At 45.3% G+C, this 26,221-nt stretch carries 12 protein-coding genes; 11 read left to right on the top strand and 1 reads right to left on the bottom strand.

Annotation, left to right across the window (positions count from 1 at the left end):
- Nucleotides 1-73 precede the first annotated feature (73 nt).
- The 4 genes from A0256_03560 to A0256_03545 are packed head-to-tail and all read left to right on the top strand — an operon-like array spanning nucleotide 74 to nucleotide 6,535.
- Nucleotides 74-2,818: a hypothetical protein gene (locus tag A0256_03560; protein AMR30565.1), complete on the top strand. Its 2,745-nt coding sequence runs from the start codon at nucleotides 74-76 to the stop codon at nucleotides 2,816-2,818.
- A 54-nt stretch (nucleotides 2,819-2,872) separates the two neighbouring features.
- Nucleotides 2,873-5,674 (top strand): hypothetical protein, encoded by a 2,802-nt coding sequence (locus A0256_03555; GenBank protein ID AMR30564.1) that lies wholly within the window; start codon nucleotides 2,873-2,875, stop codon nucleotides 5,672-5,674.
- 52 nt (nucleotides 5,675-5,726) lie between these two features.
- Nucleotides 5,727-6,008: a Clp protease ClpS gene (locus tag A0256_03550; protein AMR30563.1), complete on the top strand. Its 282-nt coding sequence runs from the start codon at nucleotides 5,727-5,729 to the stop codon at nucleotides 6,006-6,008.
- A gap of 20 nt (nucleotides 6,009-6,028) precedes the next feature.
- Nucleotides 6,029-6,535 carry a GCN5 family acetyltransferase gene (locus tag A0256_03545; GenBank protein AMR30562.1) on the top strand — a complete coding sequence of 169 codons (507 nt, stop codon included), beginning with the start codon at nucleotides 6,029-6,031 and terminating at the stop codon, nucleotides 6,533-6,535.
- A 344-nt stretch (nucleotides 6,536-6,879) separates the two neighbouring features.
- On the opposite strand, the gene A0256_03540 is transcribed toward A0256_03545, so the two are convergent.
- The gene (locus A0256_03540; protein AMR30561.1) at nucleotides 6,880-9,522 is read right to left on the bottom strand and encodes a hypothetical protein; all 2,643 of its coding nucleotides are present in this window, start codon (nucleotides 9,520-9,522) and stop codon (nucleotides 6,880-6,882) included.
- A 293-nt stretch (nucleotides 9,523-9,815) separates the two neighbouring features.
- Here A0256_03540 and A0256_03535 point away from each other — a divergent pair, with 293 nt between their 5' ends.
- The 7 genes from A0256_03535 (at nucleotide 9,816) to A0256_03505 (ending at nucleotide 26,175) form a co-directional block, all read left to right on the top strand.
- On the top strand, nucleotides 9,816-10,295 hold the full coding sequence (locus A0256_03535; GenBank protein AMR30560.1) for a hypothetical protein: 480 nt from the start codon (nucleotides 9,816-9,818) through the stop codon (nucleotides 10,293-10,295).
- A gap of 245 nt (nucleotides 10,296-10,540) precedes the next feature.
- Nucleotides 10,541-13,087 carry a hypothetical protein gene (locus A0256_03530; GenBank protein AMR30559.1) on the top strand — a complete coding sequence of 849 codons (2,547 nt, stop codon included), beginning with the start codon at nucleotides 10,541-10,543 and terminating at the stop codon, nucleotides 13,085-13,087.
- A 374-nt stretch (nucleotides 13,088-13,461) separates the two neighbouring features.
- Complete coding sequence (locus A0256_03525) at nucleotides 13,462-22,404, top strand: hypothetical protein (GenBank protein ID AMR30558.1); 8,943 nt, start codon at nucleotides 13,462-13,464, stop codon at nucleotides 22,402-22,404.
- Between the two features lie 34 nt (nucleotides 22,405-22,438).
- Nucleotides 22,439-23,440: a hypothetical protein gene (locus tag A0256_03520; protein ID AMR30557.1), complete on the top strand. Its 1,002-nt coding sequence runs from the start codon at nucleotides 22,439-22,441 to the stop codon at nucleotides 23,438-23,440.
- A gap of 14 nt (nucleotides 23,441-23,454) precedes the next feature.
- A complete protein-coding gene (locus tag A0256_03515) occupies nucleotides 23,455-25,416 on the top strand; it encodes a hypothetical protein (GenBank protein ID AMR30556.1) in 1,962 nt (653 codons plus the stop codon).
- A gap of 271 nt (nucleotides 25,417-25,687) precedes the next feature.
- The gene (locus A0256_03510; GenBank protein ID AMR30555.1) at nucleotides 25,688-25,882 is read left to right on the top strand and encodes a hypothetical protein; all 195 of its coding nucleotides are present in this window, start codon (nucleotides 25,688-25,690) and stop codon (nucleotides 25,880-25,882) included.
- Nucleotides 25,879-26,175: a hypothetical protein gene (locus tag A0256_03505; GenBank protein ID AMR30554.1), complete on the top strand. Its 297-nt coding sequence runs from the start codon at nucleotides 25,879-25,881 to the stop codon at nucleotides 26,173-26,175. The genes A0256_03510 and A0256_03505 overlap by 4 nt, the downstream gene beginning before the upstream one ends.
- Nucleotides 26,176-26,221: the final 46 nt, after the last annotated feature.

Genomic DNA, 26,221 nt, shown 5'->3' with positions numbered 1-26,221 from the left:
CCGTTCTTTTAGTGTCTCCGGTTTTTTATTCTTCCTGCTTAGTTCTTCTGTTTATGCCCAAAAGGATAGTTCGTTGCTGGCAACGGCAGTAGGGAATCTTAAGGCCACTTACGCGGCAAAGCCTGTTGAAAAGGTTTACCTGCATTTAGATAAACCGAACTACATACCTGGCGATACCCTTTGGTTCAAAGCTTACACCGTTGTAGGTGAAACACACAATCTTTCTGCATTAAGCGGAGTATTGTATGTGGAATTGATCAATCCTAAAGATTCCGTTATGCGGAGATTGGTTTTAAGGCTAACTTCCGGCATTTCCAAAGGGGAATTTACATTAGCTAACAATCTTAAAGCCGGTATCTATCAATTAAGAGCCTACACCAATTGGATGAAAAATGCAGGCGCCGATTATTTTTATACCCAGCGCATCAATATTGGCCGTCTTGCTCCCAACGCAATTGCACCTGCTGCTACTCTAATAAATCCTGATGTTCAGTTTTTTCCGGAAGGGGGCGATTTGGTTGCAGGTATCAGGTCCAAAGTAGCATTTAAGGCCATCGGACAGAATGGAGCCGGCCAGAGCGTTAAAGGTAGTATTTTAGATAATGACAACAATGTAGCTGCCGAATTTGAAAGCAGCCATGCAGGGATGGGGGTTTTTGCCCTGGTGCCCCAGCCCGGGAAAATTTATACAGCAAAAATCATTCAGAAAGATGGCAGTACATTCACGGTTCCAATTCAAAAAATACTGGATGAAGGGTACACGTTTTCGGTTAACAACAGTCGCAAAGACAGCTTATTTATAAAGGTAGCTGTAAACGGTAAGTTCCTTCAATCCAAATTGAACACTCCATTTTTTATTATCGCGCAAAGCGGTGGTAAAAGTTATTTTACGGCCGAAGGCTTGTTGAAAAACCCTGTTTTAGGCATGGCAATAGATAAAAAACGTTTCCCGACAGGGGTAGTGCAGTTTACACTTTTTGCAGGAGGCCAACCGGTTTGTGAACGGGTGGCATTCATCCAAAACAATGATGGGTTAAAAATAGATCTTGCTTCTGCTGCAAAAACCTATGGTGCCCGGAGTGGCGTAAAGCTGGATGTTTTGGTGAAAAATGCTCTTGATGAACCTGTTGCCGGTACATTTTCTATCGCTGTAATAAATGAGAGCCGGTTAGATGTAGACGAGCAGGCCGAAGGTTCCATTCTGAGCCACCTGTTGCTGACCTCTGATATAAAGGGATACATTGAAAAGCCAAATTATTATTTTGTCGATCCTAATGATCAAAAACGCGCTGAGCTGGATGTGCTGATGCTTACACAGGGCTATCGGAGATTTGAATGGAAGCAAGTGATCACTGCCCCGGATAGCCGGATTACCGATATGCCCGAAAAAGGCCTGAGCCTGGAAGGAACCGTAAAGACTACCGGAGGGGACATGATTGCAAAAGGCAAACTGATGCTCACTGCTCCCCGGGAAAACGTAGTGCTTGACACAGTAACCGATACACAAGGGAATTTTAAGTTTAGTAAGCTGGAATTATCAGATACCTCAAAAATTGTTTTACAGGCCCGCAAGCAAAATAATGGCCGGCGGGTATCTATCTTTATTCAGCAGCCTGCTTATCCTAAAATAATAAAAAGTAGCCGAGGTTTTTCATCTTCAAATGATCTGCCTGCAGAAGAGATGAAAAAGAAATTTGACGTTTACACAGAACAGCTAAATCAGGACTCATTGAAAAACGGATCACAGTTAAACGGGGTAACCGTTACTGCTAAAAGGATAAATAAGGGTGACCCGTATGCGGCAGGGCGTGTAATGCCACAGCGCAATGTTGATATGAAAAGAGCCGATGGTATAGCCTCTTTAAAGGCGCTTGTTTTACAGCAACCATTTTACCGGGAAGTTGAGGGGGAGTTAGTGAAAACCGGCAAGCAAGGGGGGCCGGTTGATATTTACCTTGATGGGGGGATATCTTCATTAGATGCATTGATAGGTTACCTTCCGTCGGAAGTAGAAAGCCTTACCATAGGCTTGCCGGGTGATATTGTAGATGGAGAGAAGAGAGGTACGCCGGGCGGGCGGCCTTCAGGCGGCTATATAGTTGTTACTACCAAGCGCATAGCCGGCACTGATACAACCGTATTAAAACAGGTAACGGTTATTGCTAAAAAACTTAAGAGAACTGTGCCTACCCGTTCTGCCAACCTGCACGGTGCCGGTAACGCCGACCAGGTGATTTTTGATGATAAATTGGGTAACTGTGCCAGCCTTGCAGATTGCCTTCGTGGTAAAGTTTTTGGCGTAAGCTTTAAGGCTGATGGTACCCCTGTAAACATTTCCAGGGGAAGCAGCCAGGATATGGTTATTATCGTTGAAGGTGTTCAGCTTCAGGGCAGCGAACTCAATAATATTAATGCAAGCGATGTGGTAAGTATAGAAGTGATAAGAACGAATTTTGCCAAATCTATCTACGGTAGCAGCATTGGCGGTGGCGCTTTGATTATCACTTTAAAAAACGGCAGCGAAAAAACGTATGCCTCCAGCGATTCGCCTACCGGCTTAATTACTTATCCGTTCAAAGGTTATCACAAAGCCCGCACTTATTACACGCCTAAATATACAGCAGCCAATCAAACCGGCGGGAATGCAGACCTGCGTTCCGGCATTTACTGGAATCCGGATGTGTTAACGGGTAAAGATGGTAAAGCCTCGTTTACTTATTTTAATGCGGATACAAAGGGCACCTACCGGGTAGTAGTAGAAGGTATTGATGACGATGGTAACCTTGGCAGGCAAGTGTATCGGTATAAGGTGGAGTAATTTGATAATTAAACCTCTCAAAAAATTGTACAAACTCAGAAAGCCCCGTCGATCATGAAAATATTAGTTCTTTTATTCCTCTTATTTGGTTTTTTATCAGGGCCTACGGTTTATGCCCAAAAGGATAGTTCGTTGCTGGCAACGGCAGTCGGGAATCTCAAGGCCACTTACGCGGCGAAGCCTGTTGAAAAGGTTTACCTGCATTTAGATAAACCCAACTACATACCCGGCGATACCCTTTGGTTTAAAGCTTACACCGTTGTAGGGTATACCCATGGGCTTTCGGCCCTAAGCGGTGTTTTATATGTTGAGTTATTAAGTCCGCAGGATTCATTGATCCGGAGAATAAATCTGGAACTGATTGCCGGCGTGGCCTGGGGAGATTTTGCCTTGCCAGGCAAAATTAAACCAGGCAACTATCATGTGCGTGCCTACACCGCATGGATGCGGAACGCCGGGCCCGATTATTTTTATGATCAGCGCGTAAATATTGGTGGTATATCACCCGCTGACTTGGTGCTCCCGGTAGCAAAAGCTAACCCGGACGTACAATTCTTTCCGGAAGGGGGCGATCTGTTGGCCGGCGTTCGCTCTAAGGTGGCGTTTAAAGCAGTTGCAACCAGCGGTGCCGGCGAATTTATAAAAGGTACGGTATTAGATAAACTAGGCAATGTAGCAGCTGAATTTCAAGCTACACATGCAGGTATGGGCATATTTGCCTTATTGCCGCAGCTGGGTGAAACCTATACTGCAAAAATTACACTTAAAGACGGGAGTACTTTCCCGGTGGCCATGCCGAAAGTACAGGAGGAGGGCTATACTTTATCCATAAACAATTCGCGTAAGGACAGCATTGTTTTAAAAGTGACTACTAACAGCCAAACGTTACAAACTAAACAAAACAGCAGCTTTTTTATAGTTGGGCAGGCTGCAGGTGAGGTATACTATAGTGCCGGGGGGAATTTCAAAAGCCTGGTGTTTGGCGCAGCTATAGCTAGGAATCGGTTTCCGTCCGGTATTGTGCAATTCACGCTATTTGCCGACGGTAAGCCGGTTTGTGAACGAATTGCTTTCATCATGGCTGATGATACCTTAAAAATGAGTATTAATTCTTTAAACAAAATCTATCCTAAGCGGGGCATAGTGAAGCTGGATCTTAATGTTAGAAATGATGCTAACGCTCCGGTGGAGGGAAGTTTCTCTATATCGGTTATTAACGAAAGCCGGGTTGGTGCTGATGAAATTAATGAAGGATCTATATTTAGTCATTTGTTGTTAACGTCAGATTTGAAAGGATACATCGAAAAGCCAAATTACTATTTTGTTGATCCCACAGCTTCAAAGCGGGGCGAATTAGACGTGCTGATGCTTACGCAAGGTTACCGCCGGTTTGAATGGAAGCAAATCCTGAACGCGCCGGATACCCGGATTGTGAATCAACCGGAAAAAGGGCTCACCCTTGAAGGGACGATCAAGACTAACGGCGGGGATATAGTGCCAAATGGAAAGCTTACGCTAACGGCTAGCCGGGAGAATACAATTTTAGATACTGTTACCGATGCCCTTGGTAATTTTAAATTCGTGAATTTGGGCTTGTCCGATACAGCCAAGATCGTACTGCAGGCGCGCAAAAAAAACGATGGCAAACGGGTTGCTATTTTTGTAAAACAACCTGACCATCCGAATATCATTAAAAGTGTAGCCGGCGACCTGGCTAGCAATGATTTGCCGGAAGCAACGCTGATTAAAAATTATGCACTTTACCAAAAGCAATTAGTCGACGACTCTTTAAAATACGGGCGGCAGCTGTTGCAGATAACCGTTAAAGGAAAAAGAACAAGTAAGGGAGACCCTTTCAGGGATAATCGCGCCGTTCCTGAGCGAACATTTAAGATGACTAAATATTTGGGATTCCCATCTATGAGGGAGGTGGTCTTGAGTATTAACCCAGGTTTTAAAGAGCCGCCCGGTGGGTTTTACACTAAAGACCGGACAGGTGCCCCAACAGATATTTTACTTGACGGAACATTTGTTACCCTCGATAATTTAACTGCTTATTTGCCGTCAGAAGTCGATAATTTAAAACTTGGAGCCTCCGGCGATATTCAGGGAGGAGAAAAGTTAGGAAGTTATATGGTTATTACCACTAAAAGACTCGCAGGTACAGACACAACAATATTGAAAGAGGTTACGGTAGTAGGTAAAAAAGTAAGGAAAAATGAGGTTACGAGATCTTCCAATTTACATGGGCCCGGAAATGCTGACCAAGTATTACTGGGTGAAAAGTTAGTAAACTGCGCTTCACTGGCTGATTGTTTGAGAGGCAAGTTATTTGGAATATCTTTTAAAACTGATGGCACGCCAGTGAATATAAGCCGAGGCAGTGGCCAGGATATGGTGATCATTGTAGATGGTAATCAATTGCAGGGCAGTGAATTGAATAATGTAAATGCTAACGACGTGCTTAGTATTGAAGTATTGCGCAGTACCTTTGCAAAATCAATTTATGGTAGTAGTATAGAAGGGGGGGCTTTGGTAATTACCATGAAGAATGGCAGTGAGCGTAGTTTTGTAACCAGCGCTTCCCCATCGGGCTTAATTACTTATCCGTTTAAAGGTTTCTATAATGCAAGGGTTTACTATACACCTAAGTATACTTCGGCAAATATCAACAACAGCACGCTCGATCTTCGCTCCGGCATCTATTGGAAACCCGATGTAATTACTGGCAAAGATGGTAAAGTTTCGTTTGATTATTTTAATGCAGATACTAAAGGTACTTACCGCATAACTGTGGAAGGGGTGGATGGGGAAGGAAACCTTGGTCGCAAAGTGTACCGCTACCAGGTTGAATAATTGTAGCTAACGATGTAGTTTTAAGCTTTTTTGAGTAAATTTGCCGTTATATATGCCAACTGAAATACAGGAAGAAACGCTTACTCTTGAAGAGATTCTGGCCGGGCTCAAGGAAATGCACCGCCTTATTTTGTGGAACGATGATCATAATTCGTTTGAACATGTTATTCATTGTATGATAAAGTATCTGGATTATACCGAAGCGCAAGGTGAAAAAATTGCCTGGAAAGTCCACAATGAAGGCAAATGCGCCGTACTGGAAGGTTCTTTCACCGAAATGGAGATTTACCGTAAAATTCTTCAGCAGGAGGGGCTAACCGTAAGTGTAGATTAGCACTTTAACGTTCGCGGGCAATGGATGAGATTTTGCATACAGAGCGGTTAACGTTAAGGGAACTCACAACTGGTGATACCGCGTTCATCATTGAATTATTAAACTCTCCGGGCTGGCTAAATTTTATCGGCGACCGTAATGTGCGCACTAACCAAGAAGCTACTGATTATCTATTGAATGGCCCCATCAAGAGCTACCATGAAAACGGTTTTGGCTTGTCGCTAGTGTCAACCAGGGCAGATGATAAACCCATAGGTTTATGTGGCCTGCTCAAGCGACCTACATTACAAATGCCTGATATAGGCTTTGCTTTATTGCCCGGTTTTGACGGCAAGGGTTACGCGTATGAAATAGCAAGCGCCCTGCTTGCACGAACCAAATCTAAATGGAATATTCCGAAAATCTGTGCGATAGTAATGCCAACAAATCTGTCATCCATTAAACTAATAGAGAAGCTTGGGCTTAAACAGGCTGGGACTTATTTAACCGAAGACAAAAAAGAACTGCTGCTATTCTACAGCGAATAAAATCTGTCGACAATTCTTTCCGACAATATTTTTAATAAAAAAATAAAAGCCTCTTTGCACTCGCTGCTCAGAGGCTTTCAAACCTAAACCATATCACATTACGTGGGCTGTAGCCCTGATAATATGAAGGCTAAACTACATGCTTTGATTTTTTGAGACAAATACTATCGATGAATACCAGCTTTGTGTCGACCGAAGGCTGATCCTGAAAGCAGATAATAATGAAATCTCTCTGTGGTTATACAATTTGGATAACCATTAGCCCATAATGGACAAGAATGCGCAGACATTTGTTATATCAAAATATTTTTTTCTTTTAAACATCCGCTATCAATATTTATCCGCTATTCATTATAAGCCTTTAGCGAAAGTGTGTACTTTGTGCCCAACAGTTTTGGATCCACTTCAACTGCCAATGATTTTGATTCGCCCTGCATAAGCGAGAAATAACCGTCGCTGTAAATAGCGGGTAAAATCTGCTTGCCGGAACCATTTAATAACTGTGCCCTTACACCAAAGGCCGCCGTTTTATTTGATTTGTTGGTTAAGTGATACGTCAGAATTTTATTAACACCATTGGCGGCTGTTGTGATCACCGGTCGTCCAGTGGACAAATCTTTTCCAACGGGGGCTAATTTGTTTAATGCGGTATAGTTGAGGTAGGTATTGCCTACCCAGTAAAAATTATCTGATAGCACTTGTCCTGCCTGGTTGCTTAGTTTTAACTTTAAGAAATGAACATCGGATAGTGCCGGGCGGTTTTGTTCAGCTTCAAACGCAATAAAAGCTTCGCACGCGGAAGTGGCACTCACGCTTATTTTTTTGCGCTGTGTGTAGGCCAAAACCAATTTGCCATCAGCATTATAAACCATAGCTTCTGCAGTTAGGTTTTCAATAGCGTAAGGTTTGTTATTTATGACCTTAACTGAATTAGTTGCTGCGTTCCATTGAATATGGATGGGTTCGCAGGCTTTTTTTACACCAAAGTAGGCGCCGGTGAGGTCGTAATAGTAATCATAAGTTTGCCAGATCATAGATGGATAGGCCGATTGGCTCATCCACATCAGCAATCCGGATGCATCTTTCCACATATGATCGTTCCAGGCTTCATACATGGCTTTTGTGGTTTCTACGTTGAGGAGCTGGGCCTTCCTGCAAAAGTCTGCCAGTGAGGTAGCCTCCCCATAACTGTTGTTAATAGATTTGATATAGTTGACAGGGGCAGAACCGCCACCCAGGGCGCCATCTGTACTAAAATAGTGCCTTGCCCACATATTTGTTTTGCTATCTACCGATGCGGCGGTTGGCGCAACCCAATAGTCTATCGGCATAAATTTTTTAAAACTTTCGATGTTTACAAAAGTTGCTGTGCCAAGTTCGCTTCGCATACCGTAACTATTTGTTGAGAAAAGGTAGCCGTTATGAGGGTCTGTGAAATAGGTTTTAGGATCCACATTGCCCCAAATGCCGCTGCCCGACAGATTGCGGCTGCCACCATGGATGGAGAAATTGGGATTGTTTACCCCGGCGTTTGAACGTGGCAGGTTCAGCCTGTCGTCACCATCGTTGTCTTTGATCGCGTTTGCTATGGCTTGGTTTAGCGGGCCATTCACATCACCTCCGGGTAGGCCTTCATTTGCCCCGCACCAGATTACGATGGACGGGTGATTCCTAAGCTTTTTTACCTTTTCTATGGCGTTCGCTTTAAATATGGCAAGGCTATCTATGGGGCCAAAATTGTTTAGCCAAAAATCGTCCCAAACCATAATGCCGTATTTATCACAGTAAGCGTAAAAGGCTTCGTCGGTAACTTCGCCGGTCCAGTTTCTTATCATGTTAAAGTTCATGTCCTGGTGAAACCTGATGCGGGTATCATAGTCTTTGCCGCGTGCTTTTAACATGTAATCGCTCATGCCCCAGTTGCCGCCTTTCACCAAAATGGGTACGTCATTTACAAAAAGCCGCAGCGGGCCGCCAAGCGAGGTGGTATCTGAGGTGATTTTTCGGATGCCGAAGGTTTTCGTCGCTTTATCGGTAACACCTATTCCATCGGCAACAAAATTTACAGTGCAGGTGTAAAGTATTTGTGTACCATTGGCGTTGCCTCCATAGCCGTTTGGCCACCAGAGTCTTGGGTTGGCAATGCTGAGTTGTTGAAATTGAGTTTTGTTATAATTTTCAACCCGTTCGCTTTTAGCAGCAAGCGTTATTTGCGGGCCGCTGAACAAGATATTGCCAGGTTGGATATGGATCCTGAGTCTGCCGGATACCGGTAAAGCCGAAGCATTGTGCAGCGTTATGTTAACATTTAGTTCAGCCAGCTTTTTATTGACCAGGTTTGACTTGATCCATGGGTCTTCAACGGTCACAGGTCCTGTTGTGGTAATACCTACCGTATCGGTAATGCCGCTATTGAGGCCGGGTACAGCTGGCATCCAATCCCAACTGCCACTACTTAAATAGGTAGGCGCCTGCCTGTTTGCCAGATCTCCTTCATGAGGCGGAGTGACCAATACGGCCAGGGCATTATTTCCTGTTTTTTGCAGCAGATCTGTCAGATCGTATCTGCCCCGTTGCATCAAACCTTTTAATGTGCCGATATGATGTCCATTAAACCAGATTTCGGCCATTTTATTAACACCATTAAATTTAAGCCAGGTTCGCTTACCGGCAGGCATTCGCTTGGTAGCGAACTCGGTTCGGTACCAGTAGGGCCGGTTGTATTTCGCTTTATCTACCAGGTATATATTGTCGGCATAATCCGGGTTTTTCTCCGCCCCGGCTACAACGTACGAATGAAAGACTGTGCCGGGTACCACAGCTTTTATCCAGCTGCCTTTGCTGGCACCCGGCGTGGAAATTTGGGCCGCAGTATTGATATTATCTTCCATTGGCGATAGTTGCCAATTTAATTTGGGCTCCAGCCCTTGCGTTAATGCAAGCTTGCTTACAAGTATTAATGTAATTAACAGTATACCTCTTTTCATGAGTAAGTAAAATTTAACAATGCTAAATCGATCTCTACTATAAGGCTAAAGTATGAAAATAATGCTAAATCGTTTTATGTTGCAAAATTTGAATTTAAATTGCATTGGTTATCATAAAATCGTATTGTTTGGCACTAGTTTCGCTTACATGAGGCATCGCGAAAATGGACTGGAATAATAAATATTGCCTTTGCGTATATTTTATACTTGGCTAACAATTATTTTTATACAATTAAAAGTGCGACGGGCGTTATTAGTCTATTTATCAATCAATTCTGTCTGCGTTTATATTTATGGAAACATCATCCCAGCAAGTTCAAGCTTTTTTTATAGAACAGTTAAATAGCCTTTATTGTGCTGAGGCGCACTTGGTTGAACGCCTGGAAGAAATTAATGACGAACCTGCTTTTGCTGCACTTACTTCTACAATTAAAAACGCGATAATTTCTTCGGAAAGAAAGAGTAAATTATTAGATCAGATCTTCGCTGCATTAGATGTTACCTACAACTTTGATAATTGCGCCGGCTTAATAAGTTTTCTGGAAGACTCTTTTACATCATTTCGTCAATATACCGATATGCCTTACTTATCCTATATGCTCATTTTATCTTACCTGCAAAACGTAAAAAGCACGCGAATGAACTCTTGTCGTTTGTTGAGATTATTATCTGAAAAATTATACCGTCCGGAAATAACAATTTTGATAAACCAAATTTGCGAAGACGGCGACAATGTGCTGAATGATGAATTAATGTCTCTTTATTCTGCATAGGCGTTAACAGCCCCTTGGTATAAATGCCCTCCCCAGAAGAAATTGCTGTCTTTTAAACACTTCTGTTCATTTCATTCATTTAGGTGAATTTAAAACTTATGAGAATACTTTACTTTGTAATTAAAAACAATATCCGAAGACTATGCGTACCTATGTATACGTAATAGTTCCAAGCTTTAATTAATTGCTTGAAGCTTACCCCTTGCGAAACATTTTGTTGACAAAAAACCTAAAATGACATCACTATGAATTCGTTTTCTTCACCGCATTTCAAGTTGCTAAAAGCCAAAATTCTGGAACAGGCAGGGATAGTAGATATCATTCCTTCTGACTGTAGGATAATTTCATTGAAGATTAGCCATGCAACCCAACAGGTTACCAGCGAAACCACTATTAAACGCATCTTTGGATTTGCGCTGAGTAAATTTAACCCATCTCAATACACCGTAGACGTGCTGGCAAAATACTGTGGCTATACTGGCTGGAGAAATTTTTGTGAAACAGAGGCAGTAAACGTTCTTAGTTCAGCAGGAATGAAGGTTGATACTGACTGGCAAAATTTGAAAAACGAAGCCGGCAAGATAACCGACTTTACACTTCAGGCATTACGAAACCGATCCGGAATCCCATTCAATCAGACCATAAGCAGGTCTTTTTTTGATAACCATATGGATGACTTTAAGGTGTCGGACTATGTCGGGACCATCTTTGCGGCACCGGCAGGTTATGGTAAAACGCTTGCTTTGTGCCACTGGGTACAAAAGCAACAGCAATTAAACTATGCAACTGGCAACGACGATATTTTGCTTTTTTTTAGCAGCCATGCGTTGATGAGCGTTTTGCATAGCGGAAAAAACCTGATGGACTGGTTTTTGGCTTTATTAGGTTATGGGGGCGATACAGGTGTAATAGGGCTTAAGAATTTAATTCAGCAACAGGAGCATAAGTTCTACCTTATCATCGATGGATTTGATCCATTTTTTCTGAAGAAAGATGATTTCAATATTTTGATGAGCCAACTGTGCGACATATTACTTTTGAGCAAGGGATTAGATTTTTTTAGGGTGGTTTTAACTATGCGTTCTGCTACCTGGATAAACAACCGGCTTGAGTGGGAGGATGAGAAGTACTCTTGGTTTAATACTTTAACCAACGAAAATGATTACATAAATATACCCGTTTTAACACCTCGCGAGGTGACCGAACTACGCAATAAAATTAATCCTGCAGATGCAGGTGCAATTAGCCTTAAAGCTTCGCAGGTAGTTCACCATCCGCTCTATTTTCAATATTTTTATAAATTGAATAAGGTCGATTTTTCTCTTAAGCGAGTGAACAGTAACACCTTATTTGAGATTCTATCCGCCTTTATCTCCGCAAAGATCTACAACAGTGCAAATTCTGCTGAAACCGTGAGCTTAATTTATGCGCTGATCAATGAGTTGGACTTTCAGCAGGACGCTTTTCATATAGATAAGCTTAAAGTGAATAGTTTGATCAAACAAAGTAGCTGTACGTACCATGAGCTGCTAAGCATCGGCATTTTGAAAGAAATTAATAGCAGCAGCACTACCCGCTATCAAAACTACATCCGATTTGCTGATCCTAAAATTTTAAGTCATTTTATTGCCCAGTCTATCATTGAAGAAAGTGGAGGCGTATTTGATTCTGAAGCTATTAATAAAATTAACCGATTGCTAAAAAATGGTAAAGATAAATTGACCGTTTTGAAATGGTGTGTTTTAGATGCTGTAAAAAGCGGACGGTTTCAGGATTTGCAGTGTTTGCCGGCTGCCGGAATTACAACAGTACAAAAAGCGGAATTGATAACCTTTATAAGCGATTTGCTTAAACAGGAAATGACAATGTACCCAGCGCAATCTGATCTGATCAAAATCTTTAAAGGTGACGCGGGTGACACAATATTCAATTTCTTTTTCGGCCTTGAATTTATTTGTTCGGAATACAAAGCTACCCTGCAAACCTTGCTGATGTTTAAATTATCGCCACAGCAAAAAATAGTCGTGTATACATCTCTGGCCATTATTGCAGTTATTCAGCTGGATATGAAAGAGCTTGAGCATACGCTCGATCAAATGTCGGGTATGCAGGTTGCAGACTATTATTCATTCCCTATAGATCCGCTTAATTGCCTGGATGCTATCTTTCACTATTTTAAATTTGGGTTTATAAAACGCGAAGCGCTGGTTGAGTTAACAAAAACGGCCTTCGCTATGGGCCAATCGGCAAACGCACCGTTTAAAAAATGTGCCATAAATGATTTGCTGTTCATATTAGGTATATACACGTTGTGGCTGGCTGATAATCCCAAAAAAGTCATCCGGTTTGCAAAGAGCATAGATAGGGTTTACCATAATGAAAACCTCGCTACGGGCTCCAATTTTGCTTTTTTTACATCTATTTTAAAAGCGGATGCCTACTTCAAGCTGGAAAATAAAAGCCAAGTAAAAAGCTGGTACGATTCAATTTGCCGTGTTTATGAGAGTGGTGATGGCAGCATGACCCCTTATATGAAAGCGCTGTTTTTTAGTTTAAAAATAAAGCTTTTTATAAATAAAAACACCAGCAACTCAATATTAAACGACCTCAAAAGCGTAAATACTGTAGCCGAAGACTGTGGAAATAAGTTTAGCCGCGTGTACATTTTAATGATATTGCTCAAAAACGATACTTTTCTTTCAGAAAACCCCAGCTTTAAAAAGCAGGCGGGCTACGATTACAACATGATCCTTACCCGGAGCGGTATAGACAGAGACTGTTTCCAGATTTAAAATATGCCCGGAATAATGGCCTGTTCATTATTCCGGGTAATTTCCCCCTTCATCTTCTGGTTTATTGCACATATCTGGGGCATGGCCCTGGAGTTTGCATCATTTTTTTTTTTCTTATTGCAATTAATATTTGGCTTTGTGCAACGTTTGAAGGTCTTTGAAAAGAGCTAAATAACGATCGCGAATTTTAATGTCGTTTCACTATCTGATTGTTTTATGTAATTTATTTTATGAATAAGATGAACAGCTCATTCACTTATGAACGTAGGTTTTTGTAAGATTTTTACTGAACGAACTGCTTAAATCGATTGGTGATCATGCCCCGTAGATTAGGTGTTTACTAACACGATACATCTACTTTAACTAACAGCATGATGAAAACCTTTACCTTTCATAGGTGGCTTATTCTCCTAATATGCTTCCTGTTGATCTTTGCAAGTAATCTTTTTGCACAACGCAATTTTGCAACAACCCAGGTAAGCAGCAACGGTGGCTTACTTTGCGTAGGGTGCTTAGTTACCAACCAGGCCGCCGCAGTTGACGGGAGTTTGCAAACTGCTTCGGTTTTAAATGTCACTACCGGGGTGATCGCTCAAACTTATCAGGAACTTATTTTCCCGGCAGCAGGAAAAGTAGCCGCAGGCACTCCGGTTACTATCAAGTTGGGCAGTGGTGATAACCTGCTGGACCTTACCGCACTGGGAGGGATCTCGATTCGGCCATATAATGGCAGTTCGGCGGCAGGAGCATCCATTTCAGCCGCAACGCTGGTGAGTGCTTTAAGCAATAATAACCAGTTGCAGCTTACCATAAGCCCAAGCCAGACTTATGACAGGATAAGGGTAACACTTAACGGTGGACTAGTTGGTGCATTAAGCAGTATTTATGTCTATGGAGCATTTTATAACGGACCCAGTCCGCTGGCCTGTAATGCAGCGTTTGACGAGTTACATGGGATCTCCTCCACATTATTAGGGCTGGGTGTAAACGTTGGTGGTGTAGCAAATCCGCAAAATGCTATCGACGGCGACTTTAACACCGCCTCTACTTTGAACGCGGGTGTTGCTGTCGTTGGTGCTTATGCCCAGCAAACCGTAATATTTCAATCCCCATCCATCATTGGCGATTCGGTTAGGTTAACCTTGTCTATCCCGCAGACACTTATCGATGCGGGTGTGCTGGCCAATATCGGGCTATCTACATATAATGGCAATACCAGCAATAACGATACGCATTCTTTTAACGATGCATTGCTAAGGTTGCGTTTGTTAGACCTTACCAATAACCGTCGCAAAGTTACCGTAACGTACGCCCCTTCCATGGTTTTTGACAGGGTGCAGCTACGCCTTGGCGGAGGCATTGCAAGCGTTTTATCAACCCTTAATTTATTTGAAGCCGAAAAGTTAATTCCACGGCCCACTATAAAAATAAACAACTTAGCGGTTAGCAATACAAATATCTGCGTCGGCAGCCCGGTAACGCTTACCGCATCGGCATCTGTGGCAAATACTACCTTTAACTGGTACAATGCAGCAACGGGAGGTGCGCCAGTATTTACCGGTGCAGCCTTTAGCCCCACAATAAATGCAACTACTACTTATTATGTAGCTGCCATGCGGCCGAATTGTACCGATGAATCTGAGCGTGCACCGGTCACCGTAACTGTGAACCCAATCCCGGTTGCACCATTAATAACTAACAATAATATTACGGTATGCCCAGGCTCGCCAGCCACCTTCAGCGCGACAGCGGTAACCGGTGTATCTGTAAATTGGTATACAACCCCAACGGGTGGCACACCAATTTTTATCGGAAATAATTTTACAACCGGTGCGTTAACTCAAACTACCAATTATTTTGCTGAAGCTATAGTTGGCGGTACCTGCATTAGCCCGGCCCGTACACAGGTCACCGCTACTGTTAGCGCGTTGCCTGCCGCACCCGTTTTAGCCGCCGCCAGTGTGACTGTTTGCGATGGTGATGTTGCTGTGCTTTCAATAGGCACACCCGGTGCAGGCATCCTTTATAATTGGTTTACTACGCCAACCGGTGGTTCTCCTGTATTTAGCGGTGTTAGTTTTACCACTCCGGTTTTGCATGCCAATACCATTTATTACGCCGAGGCTATTAATGCAACAGGCTGCCTAAGCGGAACCCGTACCCAGGCTACCGTTACTGTAGTACCCAAACCAGCCGATCCTGTTTTGGCTGTGAATACCACTACTATTAACGCCGGCCAAACTGCTACTATCCAAGTGAGTAATGCACAAACCGGCATCAGTTATAACTGGTATACATCGGCCACTGCCAGCACCCCTATATTTACCGGCGTTAATTATACTACGCCTGCACTATTTACTACTGCAACCTATTATATAGCAGCGGTAAACAGTACCGGATGTTTGTCGGCTAACCGTATATCTATTACTATCAGTGTTGCCATAAATAATAATTCACCCTGTACTTTTGCCAGTACGCAAACAAGTGCGGTGAACGGGATATGCATCGGATGTTTGGTGAATAATGATGCCCTTGCTATCGATGCGGATACAACCACCGCATCAACTATTACCGTAACCGCTGGGTTAATCGGCGGCTATGCGGAGCAGCAATTGCAGTTTCAGCAGCCCGGTTTTAGTGGTGATACAGTTAAAGTAGTACTACGCACACCTGTGAGTTTGGCAGATGTGAACCTCCTGGGGCAGATCTCGGTTGCTTTATATAACGGCACAACATTGGTAGCCCGCTACCCGCTGGATAACGCTTTGATAAAGTTGAGGCTTTTAGGTGGAGGAACCCGGTATGCAGTTTATGTACCGGCAACGGGAAATTACGATAGGGTAGTCGTTCGCCTTAATTCAGGTGCGGCCGGCTTGCTTACCTCGTTACAGCTTTACTACGCAGTTCAACAATATCCAAAAATCGTATTCGATCCGGCTGGAGCCGAAATTTGCAAAGGGAGTACAGCTACGCTTAACATTACTACCCCGGCAAATGGCGGCACATATAAATGGTACACTGCGCCAACTGGTGGCACTGCGGTATTTACAGGCGCAGCTTTTTCTACATCGGCCACTGCCAACACTACTTACTATGTAGATTACACCCGTGGTACATGCGTTAGCCCGGTAAGGTATCCGGTGGATATTTTGGTTAACGACCCGCCTGTTCGCCCGGTTATTGCTCCTGCAACGGCAACAATATTCAGCGGGCAAACAGTCACCTTCACATCCCAGGTGGCCAATAACGTTACAGTACGCTGGTATGATGCGCCAACTGCCGGCAACCTGGTCTTCACCGGAACCACATTTACCACCGCGCCGCTATCGGCTAATCAAACGTATTATGCAGAATCATCCATAGGCAATTGTTTATCTGTTGACAGAACGCCCGCCCCGGTTACCGTAACCGCTATAGTTGTTCCGGATGTAGCTGTTAATCCGCCTACCCAAGCCGTAAACCCGGGTGCTTCGGCAACGTTAACAGCCTCTTCAGCCACGCCGGGTGCTGTTTTTAACTGGTTTACCACCGCAACGGGCGGCGCCAGCATATTTTCCGGGCCAACATTCACTTCGCCAGCTATATTGGCGAATACAACCTATTTTGCTGAAGCCAGTATTCCGGCTACCGGGGCCGTATCGGCAATAAGGGCAGCGGGCGCTGTTACGGTAAACGCGATCAATAATAGCCCTGTGCCTTGCGATGCGGCGATTGCTCAAACCAGTACGGTAAGTGGCACGCTTTGCGTATTGTGCGGGATAAACAATGCCGCTGGTTCGGTAGATGGCAACCGGGATAGTTTCTCACAATTAAATACTCCGGTAGGATTATTGGGAGGGTATTCCGAACAAACGCTGCGTTTTGCAGGCACGGGCCGGGCAGGCGATAGCGTAATAGTGGAGCTGGGTGTACCAGGAACGCTTGCCAGTGTTTCAGCATTATCCCAAATAAGCCTCTCAACTTATAACGGTGCAACTTTCAACAACGATAGTTTTGCCTTAAACGGTTCGCTACTTAACATCAGCGCCATTAGCGGTACCAACCGTTTCCGGGTAGCTTTCAAGGCAACGGCCGATTTTGACAGGGTGCAGATCCGGTTAAATTCGGGCGTTGCCGGTGTATTGAGTCAGCTTAACATTTATGATGCCTCCCAGGGAGTTGCCGCACCGGTTGTAGCTGCAGCGGTAGTTTCTGCCTGTGCAGGCACGCAGGCTACATTATTTGCTACCGTACCGGATCATGTTACTGTAAACTGGTACAACAGTGTTACAGGTGGTACCCCGGTATTTACAGGAGCAACCTTTAACACCCCAGTATTAACGGCCAGTACCACGTACTATGCCGAAGCCAGCCGCACAGCTGATGGTTGCAGCCAAACCGTGCGTACACCAATCCAGGTAAACGTTACCCCGGTACCTGCAGCCCCTGTGGTTGCCGTACCAGCAGTAACCGTATGCACAGGCGCGCCCGCTACATTCACTGCCTCTGCTATACCTGGCGTTACTTTTAACTGGTACACAACTGCAACCGGCGGCACCCCCTTATTCACCGGTAATTCGTTCACTACTGGCCCGCTCACCGCAACTGCAATTTACTATGTAGAAGCTACAGGCGCAGGTGCCTGCGGAAGTTCAACCCGTACACAGGTTACAGCTAACGTCTCAGCCACCCCATTAGTTCCGGTAGTATCACAAACGCCCGTTCAAACCTGCTTGGGCTCTTCGGCTACTTTAAATGCGACATCAATCCAGCCGGGCGTTATTTTTAACTGGTATACCACTGCAGCCGGCGGTACCCCGGTATTTACGGGCGCGCAATTTACCACACCTGCACTCACCGCCAGCACCTCTTACTTTGTAGAAGCATCAGCTGGCAGCTGCGTCAGCCCAACAAGGGCACAGGCCAATGTTACCGTAAACCCAACACCAGTTGCGCCAGCAATTGCCGTTACACCGGCTAATGCAACAATAAATTCCGGCCAAACCGCAACATTAACCGCAACTTCTACAACTATTGGTGCCTCCTTTAACTGGTATACATCTGCAAGTGGTGGCACACCGATATTTACCGGCTCAATATTTACTACCCCGGTACTTTCATCAAATACCACTTACTATGTTGAAAGTGCTATAGCCGCAACAGGATGTATAAGTACCACCCGCACGCCGGTAACAATAACCGTAAACCCGATCTTTTCTACATCCTGCGATTTTGGGTCTACGCAAACGATCGATATCAACGGACTGTGTGCCGGTTGTAATGTTACTGCACCAAACAGTGCAGTTGATACAGATACGACTACCGCCAGCCAGATCAATGTGCCATTAAGTTTGGTGGGTGCAAATGCATCGCAAACGATCATATTTGGTGATGGTGGTATTGTTGGCGATACTGTAAAAGTTAAAATAGGGGTCTCTTCGGGATTGCTTTCTGCCGCTGTTTTAGACCAGATCCAGATCGCATCTTACAATGGTACAAACTATAATAATGATCGGGTTAATTTATCAAACAGCATCATCGGGATCCAATTATTGGCCGGGGGGACTACCGCAATTGTAAAATTTGCTCCCGGAACAGTTTACGATAGGGTGGAGGTCCGCTTGAACAGTACCGTAACATCTGCCTTAAGTTCGCTCAATGTATTTTTTGCCAGTAAACAGGTGGAGTTACCCGTACTGGCTGCAAGCACCGTAAATATTTGCGCTAACAACACTGCTGCCTTTACGGTTGCCAATGCCCGGGCAGGCGTAACCTATAAATGGTATACCATTCCAACCGGTGGCTCACCCATCTTTGCAGGTGCAACTTTTAGCACCGCCGCACTTACAGCTAACACTATTTATTTCGTAGAGGCCAGCCGCACAGCCAACGGTTGCGCCAACCCTAACCGGCAGTCAGCTACGGCTAACGTTACACCGGCACCGGTTAACCCTGTGCTGGCAGCAAACAATGTGCAGATATGCTCCGGCGAAAATGCCACCTTAACGGTTAGCAACGCCGCGGGAGCTACCGTAAATTGGTACGACGCACCAACGAACGGCAACCTGCTGTTTACCGGCCCAAGCATCACTGTAACCCCGGTTACTACCATGAACTACTATGCCGAAATAACTAACGGAAATTGTAGCGGCCCTGCCCGCACTTTAGGTACCGTGGTAGTAAACCCTGGGCCGGCTAAACCTGGCGTACAAGCTGCCGCCGTGCAGGTTTGCCAGGGCAGTACAGCCACCCTCGCGGTAGCCAACCCGGTTACGGGTGTAACCTATAGCTGGTACACCACAGCAACAGGCGGCACTGTGGCATTTACAGGCGCTACGGTTACTACAGGAGCAATTACCGCTAATATTACTTATTATGTAGAGGCAACCATTATCAGCTCGGGTTGTATCAATAACGGGGGCCGTACACCGGTAGCTGTTACGGTAAACGGCGCCGTTGCTGCGCCAACCCTAAACGCCACAGCAACACAAGTTTGTAATGGCGGCGCCGCTACCATCAGTATAAACAATCCTGTGGCGGGCTTGCAATATAACTTCTATACTGCAGCAACAGGTGGCACGCCTGTATTTACAGGTACCAGCTTTACAATAAATAACTTAACCGCCAGTGTATCCTACTTTGTGGAAGCAATTGCAAGTGGCTGTGCCAGCGCTACCCGCACACAAGCTGATATTACGGTAATTCCAGTTCCCGTAGCGCCGGTGGTACGAACTCCTGCCGTAGGATTAAACGCTTGTAATGGAGCCACAATCACCTTAAACATCAGCAACCCAAAGGCAGACCTGGTTTACCGCTGGTATGATGCCGCAACAAACGGCACGCTGCTGTTTACCGGTACCGAATTTACCACCCCTGCAATAACTGCTAATACCACTTATTATGTAGAGGCTGCAAGTGCCGGCAACTGTAATCCATCTGCACGCACCGCTGTGCCGGTTACTGTAAATGCTTTGCCCGCCGATCCTACCGTAAATGCTGCCAACATTTCGGTTTGTATTGGTAATGGTGCCACTTTAAGCGTAAGTAACCCGGTTGCAGGTATTACTTACCGCTGGTACGATTCTCCCACTATGAATAACTTATTGTTTACGGGCACTACCTATACAACAGGCCCAATATCTGCGGCTACTAATTTCTATGTGTCTGCGTTAAATGCCAGCGGTTGCAGCAGCAATAATCTTACACAGGTGCAGGTTACTGTCAGCCAAGCACCGGATGCTCCGGCTGTTGCTAACGGCAATGCAGTTGCCGCATGTACAGGTACACAGATAACCCTTACTGTTGACAACCCGCAAATCGGTTTTACTTATAACTGGTTTACTGCGGCAACAGGTGGTACACCTGTATTTACCGGCACCGCTTTTACTACTGGTAATATCAGTGCAAACACCACCTATTATGTAGCGGCTGTAAGTGATGGCGGGTGTGTATCTGCCGCGCGCACTGCGGTGAGCATTTCGGTTACCCCTCCGCCGGTTACGCCGGTTTTAACTGCGCCGCAAACTACCCTTACCACTGGCCAAACTGCTACTATAACAATAATTAATGCGCAAAATGGTGTAACTTATAACTGGTATACGGTGGCTACAGGTGGAGCAATTGTATTTACCGGTAATTCGTACACTACACCACCACTATTTACAACAACATCCTATTATGTTGAAGCAGTTGGTGCTGCCTGTGCATCGCCGACCCGTGGCGAGGTTACCATTATGGTGAACGCTGCCACTGCGCCGGATGTAGCGGTTACACCGCCGACACGCAACATTGCAGCAGGACAAACCACAACGTTCACGGCATCGTCGACCACGCCTAACGTAACCTTTAATTGGTACACCACCCCAACCGGAGGCACGCCGATATTTACAGGGGCAACGTTCACCACGCCGCCGGTAACGGCTAATGTAACCTATTATGCTGAAGCAACCGATCCGGTGAGCGGCTTGATATCGCCAAGGGCTACCGGTACAGTGATCCTTGGTACTCCCGCAACTGCGCCGGATGTAGCGGTTACACCGCCGACACGCACCGTCGCACCGGGACAAACCACAACGTTCACGGCATCGTCGACCACGCCTAACGTAACCTTCAATTGGTACACCACCCCAACCGGTGGCACGCCGATATTTACAGGGGCAACGTTCACCACGCCGCCAGTAACGGCTAATGTAATCTATTATGCCGAGGCGACCGATCCGGTGAGCGGCTCAACATCGCCGAGGGCTACCGGAACAGTGATCCTTGGTACTCCCGCAACTGCGCCGGATGTAGCCGTTACACCGCCGACACGCACCGTTGCAGCAGGACAAACCACAACGTTCACGGCATCGTCCACCACGCCTAACGTAACCTTTAATTGGTATACAACGCCAACCGGTGGTACGCCGATATTTACCGGGGCAACATTCACCACGCCGCCGGTAACTGCAGGGGTAACTTATTACGCAGATGCAACCGATCCGGTAAGCGGCTTAACATCGCCAAGGGCCACCGGAACAGTGATTCTTGGAACACCTGCAATTGCGCCGGATGTAGCGGTAACCCCGCCAACCCGCACGGTAGCATCGGGACAAACCACTACGTTCACGGCATCGTCCACCACGCCTAACGTAACCTTTAATTGGTACACCACCCCAACCGGAGGTACGCCGATATTTACCGGGGCAACGTTCACCACGCCGCCAATAAGTGCCGGCGTTATCTATTATGCTGAGGCAACCGATCCGGTGAGCGGCTTGATATCGCCAAGGGCTACCGGAACAGTGCTTTTAGCTGCGCCGGTTAGTCCGCCGGATGTAGCCGTAACGCCACCATCGCGCGATGTTATTGCTGGTCAAACCACCACTTTTACGGCAACCAGCACTACTGCCAATGCAACGTTTAATTGGTATACCGAAGCAACCGGTGGCACTCCTATCTTCACAGGGGCTACATTTACAACCCCGGCAGCAACCGCTAATGTTATTTATTATGCTGAGGCTACCGATCCGGTGAGCCAGTTAAAATCAACCCAACGCGCAACTGCCACCGTTAATCTACTGGATGCAGGTTTGTTTATTCCTAATGCCTTTACGCCAAACGGAGATGGCAATAATGATGTGCTTTACATCTATGGATCAAACATTCAGAGTGCCACATTCTCTGTGTACGATCAGTGGGGCGAGCAGCAATTCAGGTCTGTCAACAAATCAAACGGATGGGATGGTACCTATAAAGGCCGGGCACAGCCTGCCGGGGTATACGTTTATTATGCCGAGGTAACCTTAAATGGCGGGCAGGTAATTAAAAAGAGAGGCACCGTAACCCTGTTAAGGTAATAGTAAGATCCAGCAACCTATAAATCATCTTCCAATGAAAAAACTACTCATCATCACCATAAGCATACTGCTCCAGTTAGGGGCGGTATGCAAGCTGCAGGCGCAGATCGATCCGCATTTTTCGCAATATTATGCCTATCCTATCTATTTAAACCCGGCCTTAACCGGAGTTGTCAATGGAGACCTGCGGGTTAACGGAAATTTTAAAAATCAATATGCCAACATCAATAATGCGTATCAAACCGGGGCGCTTTCGGTAGATTATCGTCCGTCGGAAAAAGTGGGACTTGGCTTTAATGTGATCAACCAGGCAGCCGGAGATATTGGCTATAATTATTTTGCCGCTTATGGGTCATTCGGCTACGCAGTGCCGATCTCTAACGATGGTTATAAGAAGCTAAGCTTCGGGATTAATGCGGGTCTAATCAACCGCAGTTTCAATGCCACCAAAGCGCAATTTGGCAGTCAGTTTAATCCCGGCAGCGGGTTCGATCCTTCTTTGCCGAGTAACGAGAATTTCCTGAATACAAACGCCACAGTTTTTGATGCCGGTGCTGGTGTGTTTTATTATGACGGAGATCCGCTGCATACTGCAAATGTTTTTGGTGGTGTGAGTGCCGCGCATTTATCGCGATCGAAAGACCCCTTCGCGGTAGATGGGGTACGGAGTAAGATCCCCGTGAGGTGGACCGCCCATGCGGGCGTACGGATCAAGGCGTCAGACTACTTTGATATCATTCCGCATGCTATTTATATGAAGCAGCAAAAGGCAGAGGAGAAAGCGGTGGGCGCCTACACCGAATTTAAATTACCGGATGATAAGGGCTTGATACTGGGAGCCATGTATCGCTTCAAAGATGCAGCAATTGCTAATGTGGGCTATCACGTAAAAAGCCTCATCATCGGTGCGAGTTATGATTTCAACACCTCTTCTCTCAATCGTGCAACATTCGGGCAGGGCGGGCTGGAGCTTTCTATCAGCTATGTGTTCCGCAAACATGTAGACGAGCCGGAGCCCATCTGTCCACGCCTTTAACACGTACCACCATGATGAAAATAACAGCTGTCATAGCCGCATTATTGCTGATCACCAGCGTGGTGAATGCCCAGTACAAAGAAAATCCGAGAGGGCTTGGTGATAAGGCATTTGCCAATAAGGATTATTATGAAGCCGCATTTTACTACCGCAAAGCAGCAGAAGGGCTAAGTTTAGTAACTAACGAGGCCATCCCGTACAATGCTTCCTCCAAGGGAGGGAAGAAAGGGAAACCGGAAGATCGGGCCTATGTGGCTTTCCAGCTGGCGGAATCGTACCGGTTGTATGAAAATTACCTGGAGGCCGAGCCCTGGTATTTTAAAGTACTGAACGAGAACTATGAAGCGCAATATCCGCTTACCCGTTTGTGGTATGGTGTGTGCCTGCGAGCCAATCAGCATTTTGATGAGGCCATTATTCAATTGGAACAGTTTATTGCTGCTTATAAAGTCGATGGGAGGTACAAAACTACCGCAATAAAAGAAATTGCCAATTGCCGGTTTGCCAAAGAGCAATATCAATATCCACTGCTGATGGATATAGTCAAAATGAAGGGTGCCTGGTATTCGGATGGGTCTGACTATGCGCTGATCAAACGGGACGCGAATAGCTATTTTACCTCCTCGCGGATTGTAAAAAATGAGAAAATACACCGCAACCGTGTGTACACTTTAACAGGGGGGAAAACGTCAGAGCCGGCCGTGCTAACTTTTAAGAGTGATGTGAAGGATAAGGATGTAGAGTATGGCACGCCGGCTCTGAGCCCTAACGGGCAGCGGATATATTTTACTCGCTGGTATAAAGTTGGCAGTAAAATTATCCATGGTATTTACTACAGCGAGCTTGCTAATAACGAGTGGCAGCAGCCGGTGAAATTAAACGCGAATATCAATGCTGAAGGGTTCAACAGTATCCAGCCGTTTATTACGGCCGATGGCAAACGTATGTATTTCGTATCCAATAAACCGGGTGGCCAGGGAGGCGACGATATCTGGTACAGCGATTTGGATAGCAGCGGCATGCCGGTAAACTCTATTAACCCGGGCAAAATAATTAATACACCGTTAAACGAACAGGCACCATATTATAGTATTGGCGATAAGCGCCTGATTTATAGCTCAAAAGGTTTTTTAGGTTTAGGCGGATTTGATTTTTATGAATCGAATTTTGATGGCACGAAATGGACTGCTCCGATAAACATGGGCTACCCCATGAACTCCGCAAAAGATGATTTATATTACATGCCGGATCCGGCCAACAATAATAAGTTCTATATCAGCTCTGACCGGGAATCGGACTGCTGCTTGAACCTTTTTGAGGTTGTCGACAAACGGCATGTGCTGAGCGGATTAATCACGGATTGCGATACCCATAAAGCTTTAAGCGGTGTTAAAGTAAGCTTTGTGGATTCGCTAACAAAGCAAACCGTTAAGCAGATGGTGCTGGGGCAATCCGCCCGGTATAGTTTTGATGTAACCACCCGGCGGCCTCATAATTTGGTATTCGAAAAAGCCGGTTACTTCACCAAAGTTGTGCCGGCACCCGCAACCGGAGAAATGCACAGTGATACCTTAATTAACCCGGAGATTTGCCTGCAGGCTTTCAAGGTAGATAAGCCCATGGTCATCAAAAATGTATTATATGATTACGGCAAGGCAAGCCTGCGTGCCGAATCGAAAATGGTATTGAACGGGGTAGTGAAAATTTTACAGGATAACCCAAAGATCAAGATTGAGCTGGCCGCGCACACGGATGCTATTGGCAGCGACAAATACAATAATCAACTGTCGCAAGCCCGTGCGCAAGCCTGTGTGGATTACATTATAGCCAGCGGCATTGACGAGAGCCGGGTTTACGCCAAAGGTTACGGCAAGCGGAGGCCCATTGCTCCAAATACCTTACCCAACGGACAAGACAATCCCGATGGTAGGCAGCTGAACCGCCGTACAGAATTTACGGTACTCAAGCTGGAATGATTATCACCAGTATATTGATCGTTGATCTGTAAATTTCGGCACTATGTACAGGCTGGAATTATAGCACTTATGGCTTGGGCCGTAGGTGCTTTTTTACAATAATGAACTCTGAATTGTTTGACTCGAATTATTATTAGCGCCTCACTTCAGCAAACTAAGCAAACAATTAATACGTTATACTACTTATATTTGTAAGCCAAAATATTAAAAGATGCTACGTGTTTTAATTATAATAATTTGTATCCTGTATATCGTGCGCTACCTCTTTAAGATGTTGCTGCCCGCGATATTCAGAACCGTGATCAACAATGCGCAGCAGCAGGCTGGTCAGCAGCAAAACTATCAGCAGCAAAAACGCCCGGATGGCCGCGTGAAGGTGGATTATATACCCGACGGGCAAAAAGGCAAGGTGCCTGATACGGAAGGTGAATTTGTTGACTACGAAGAAATAAAACAAAATCCATGATTCCGGAGAATTTGTATAAGCGCAGAAAAGGACATAACAACACCCCGCCATCTGTGTTGCTGATCTTTACCAATTGCATTGTGCTGGCCGTGCTGATACAAATGTTTACCTCCTGCGATAAAATCAATAACTTCTTCTGGGCAGCCATTGCGCTGCTGGCTTTATACAACGCATACACCATCCGTCGCAATCGCGAAGAATACAATAAGTTAAACACCATTATCTATATCGTAAGCATCGTAGGCATGGGTTTAGTGTTTTTCTATGTTAACAGCCAACCCCACAACTGTTAATTAAATTGTTTCGGCTAACATATCCTTAGTATTGTCGTTCAATTTT

The organism is Mucilaginibacter sp. PAMC 26640, assembly GCA_001596135.1.
Classification (GTDB): Bacteria; Bacteroidota; Bacteroidia; order Sphingobacteriales; family Sphingobacteriaceae; genus Mucilaginibacter.
Note: the sequence above shows the minus strand (reverse complement) of the source record. Positions and strands in the feature narration are given on the sequence as shown.

Coding starts and splice junctions, on each gene's coding strand:
- A0256_03555 (AMR30564.1), top strand. CDS start 2,873: ATGAAAATATTAGTTCTTTTATTCCTCTTATTTGGTTTTTTATCAGGG.
- A0256_03550 (AMR30563.1), top strand. CDS start 5,727: ATGCCAACTGAAATACAGGAAGAAACGCTTACTCTTGAAGAGATTCTG.
- A0256_03545 (AMR30562.1), top strand. CDS start 6,029: ATGGATGAGATTTTGCATACAGAGCGGTTAACGTTAAGGGAACTCACA.
- A0256_03540 (AMR30561.1), bottom strand. CDS start 9,522: ATGAAAAGAGGTATACTGTTAATTACATTAATACTTGTAAGCAAGCTT.
- A0256_03535 (AMR30560.1), top strand. CDS start 9,816: ATGGAAACATCATCCCAGCAAGTTCAAGCTTTTTTTATAGAACAGTTA.
- A0256_03530 (AMR30559.1), top strand. CDS start 10,541: ATGAATTCGTTTTCTTCACCGCATTTCAAGTTGCTAAAAGCCAAAATT.
- A0256_03525 (AMR30558.1), top strand. CDS start 13,462: ATGAAAACCTTTACCTTTCATAGGTGGCTTATTCTCCTAATATGCTTC.
- A0256_03520 (AMR30557.1), top strand. CDS start 22,439: ATGAAAAAACTACTCATCATCACCATAAGCATACTGCTCCAGTTAGGG.
- A0256_03515 (AMR30556.1), top strand. CDS start 23,455: ATGAAAATAACAGCTGTCATAGCCGCATTATTGCTGATCACCAGCGTG.
- A0256_03510 (AMR30555.1), top strand. CDS start 25,688: ATGTTGCTGCCCGCGATATTCAGAACCGTGATCAACAATGCGCAGCAG.
- A0256_03505 (AMR30554.1), top strand. CDS start 25,879: ATGATTCCGGAGAATTTGTATAAGCGCAGAAAAGGACATAACAACACC.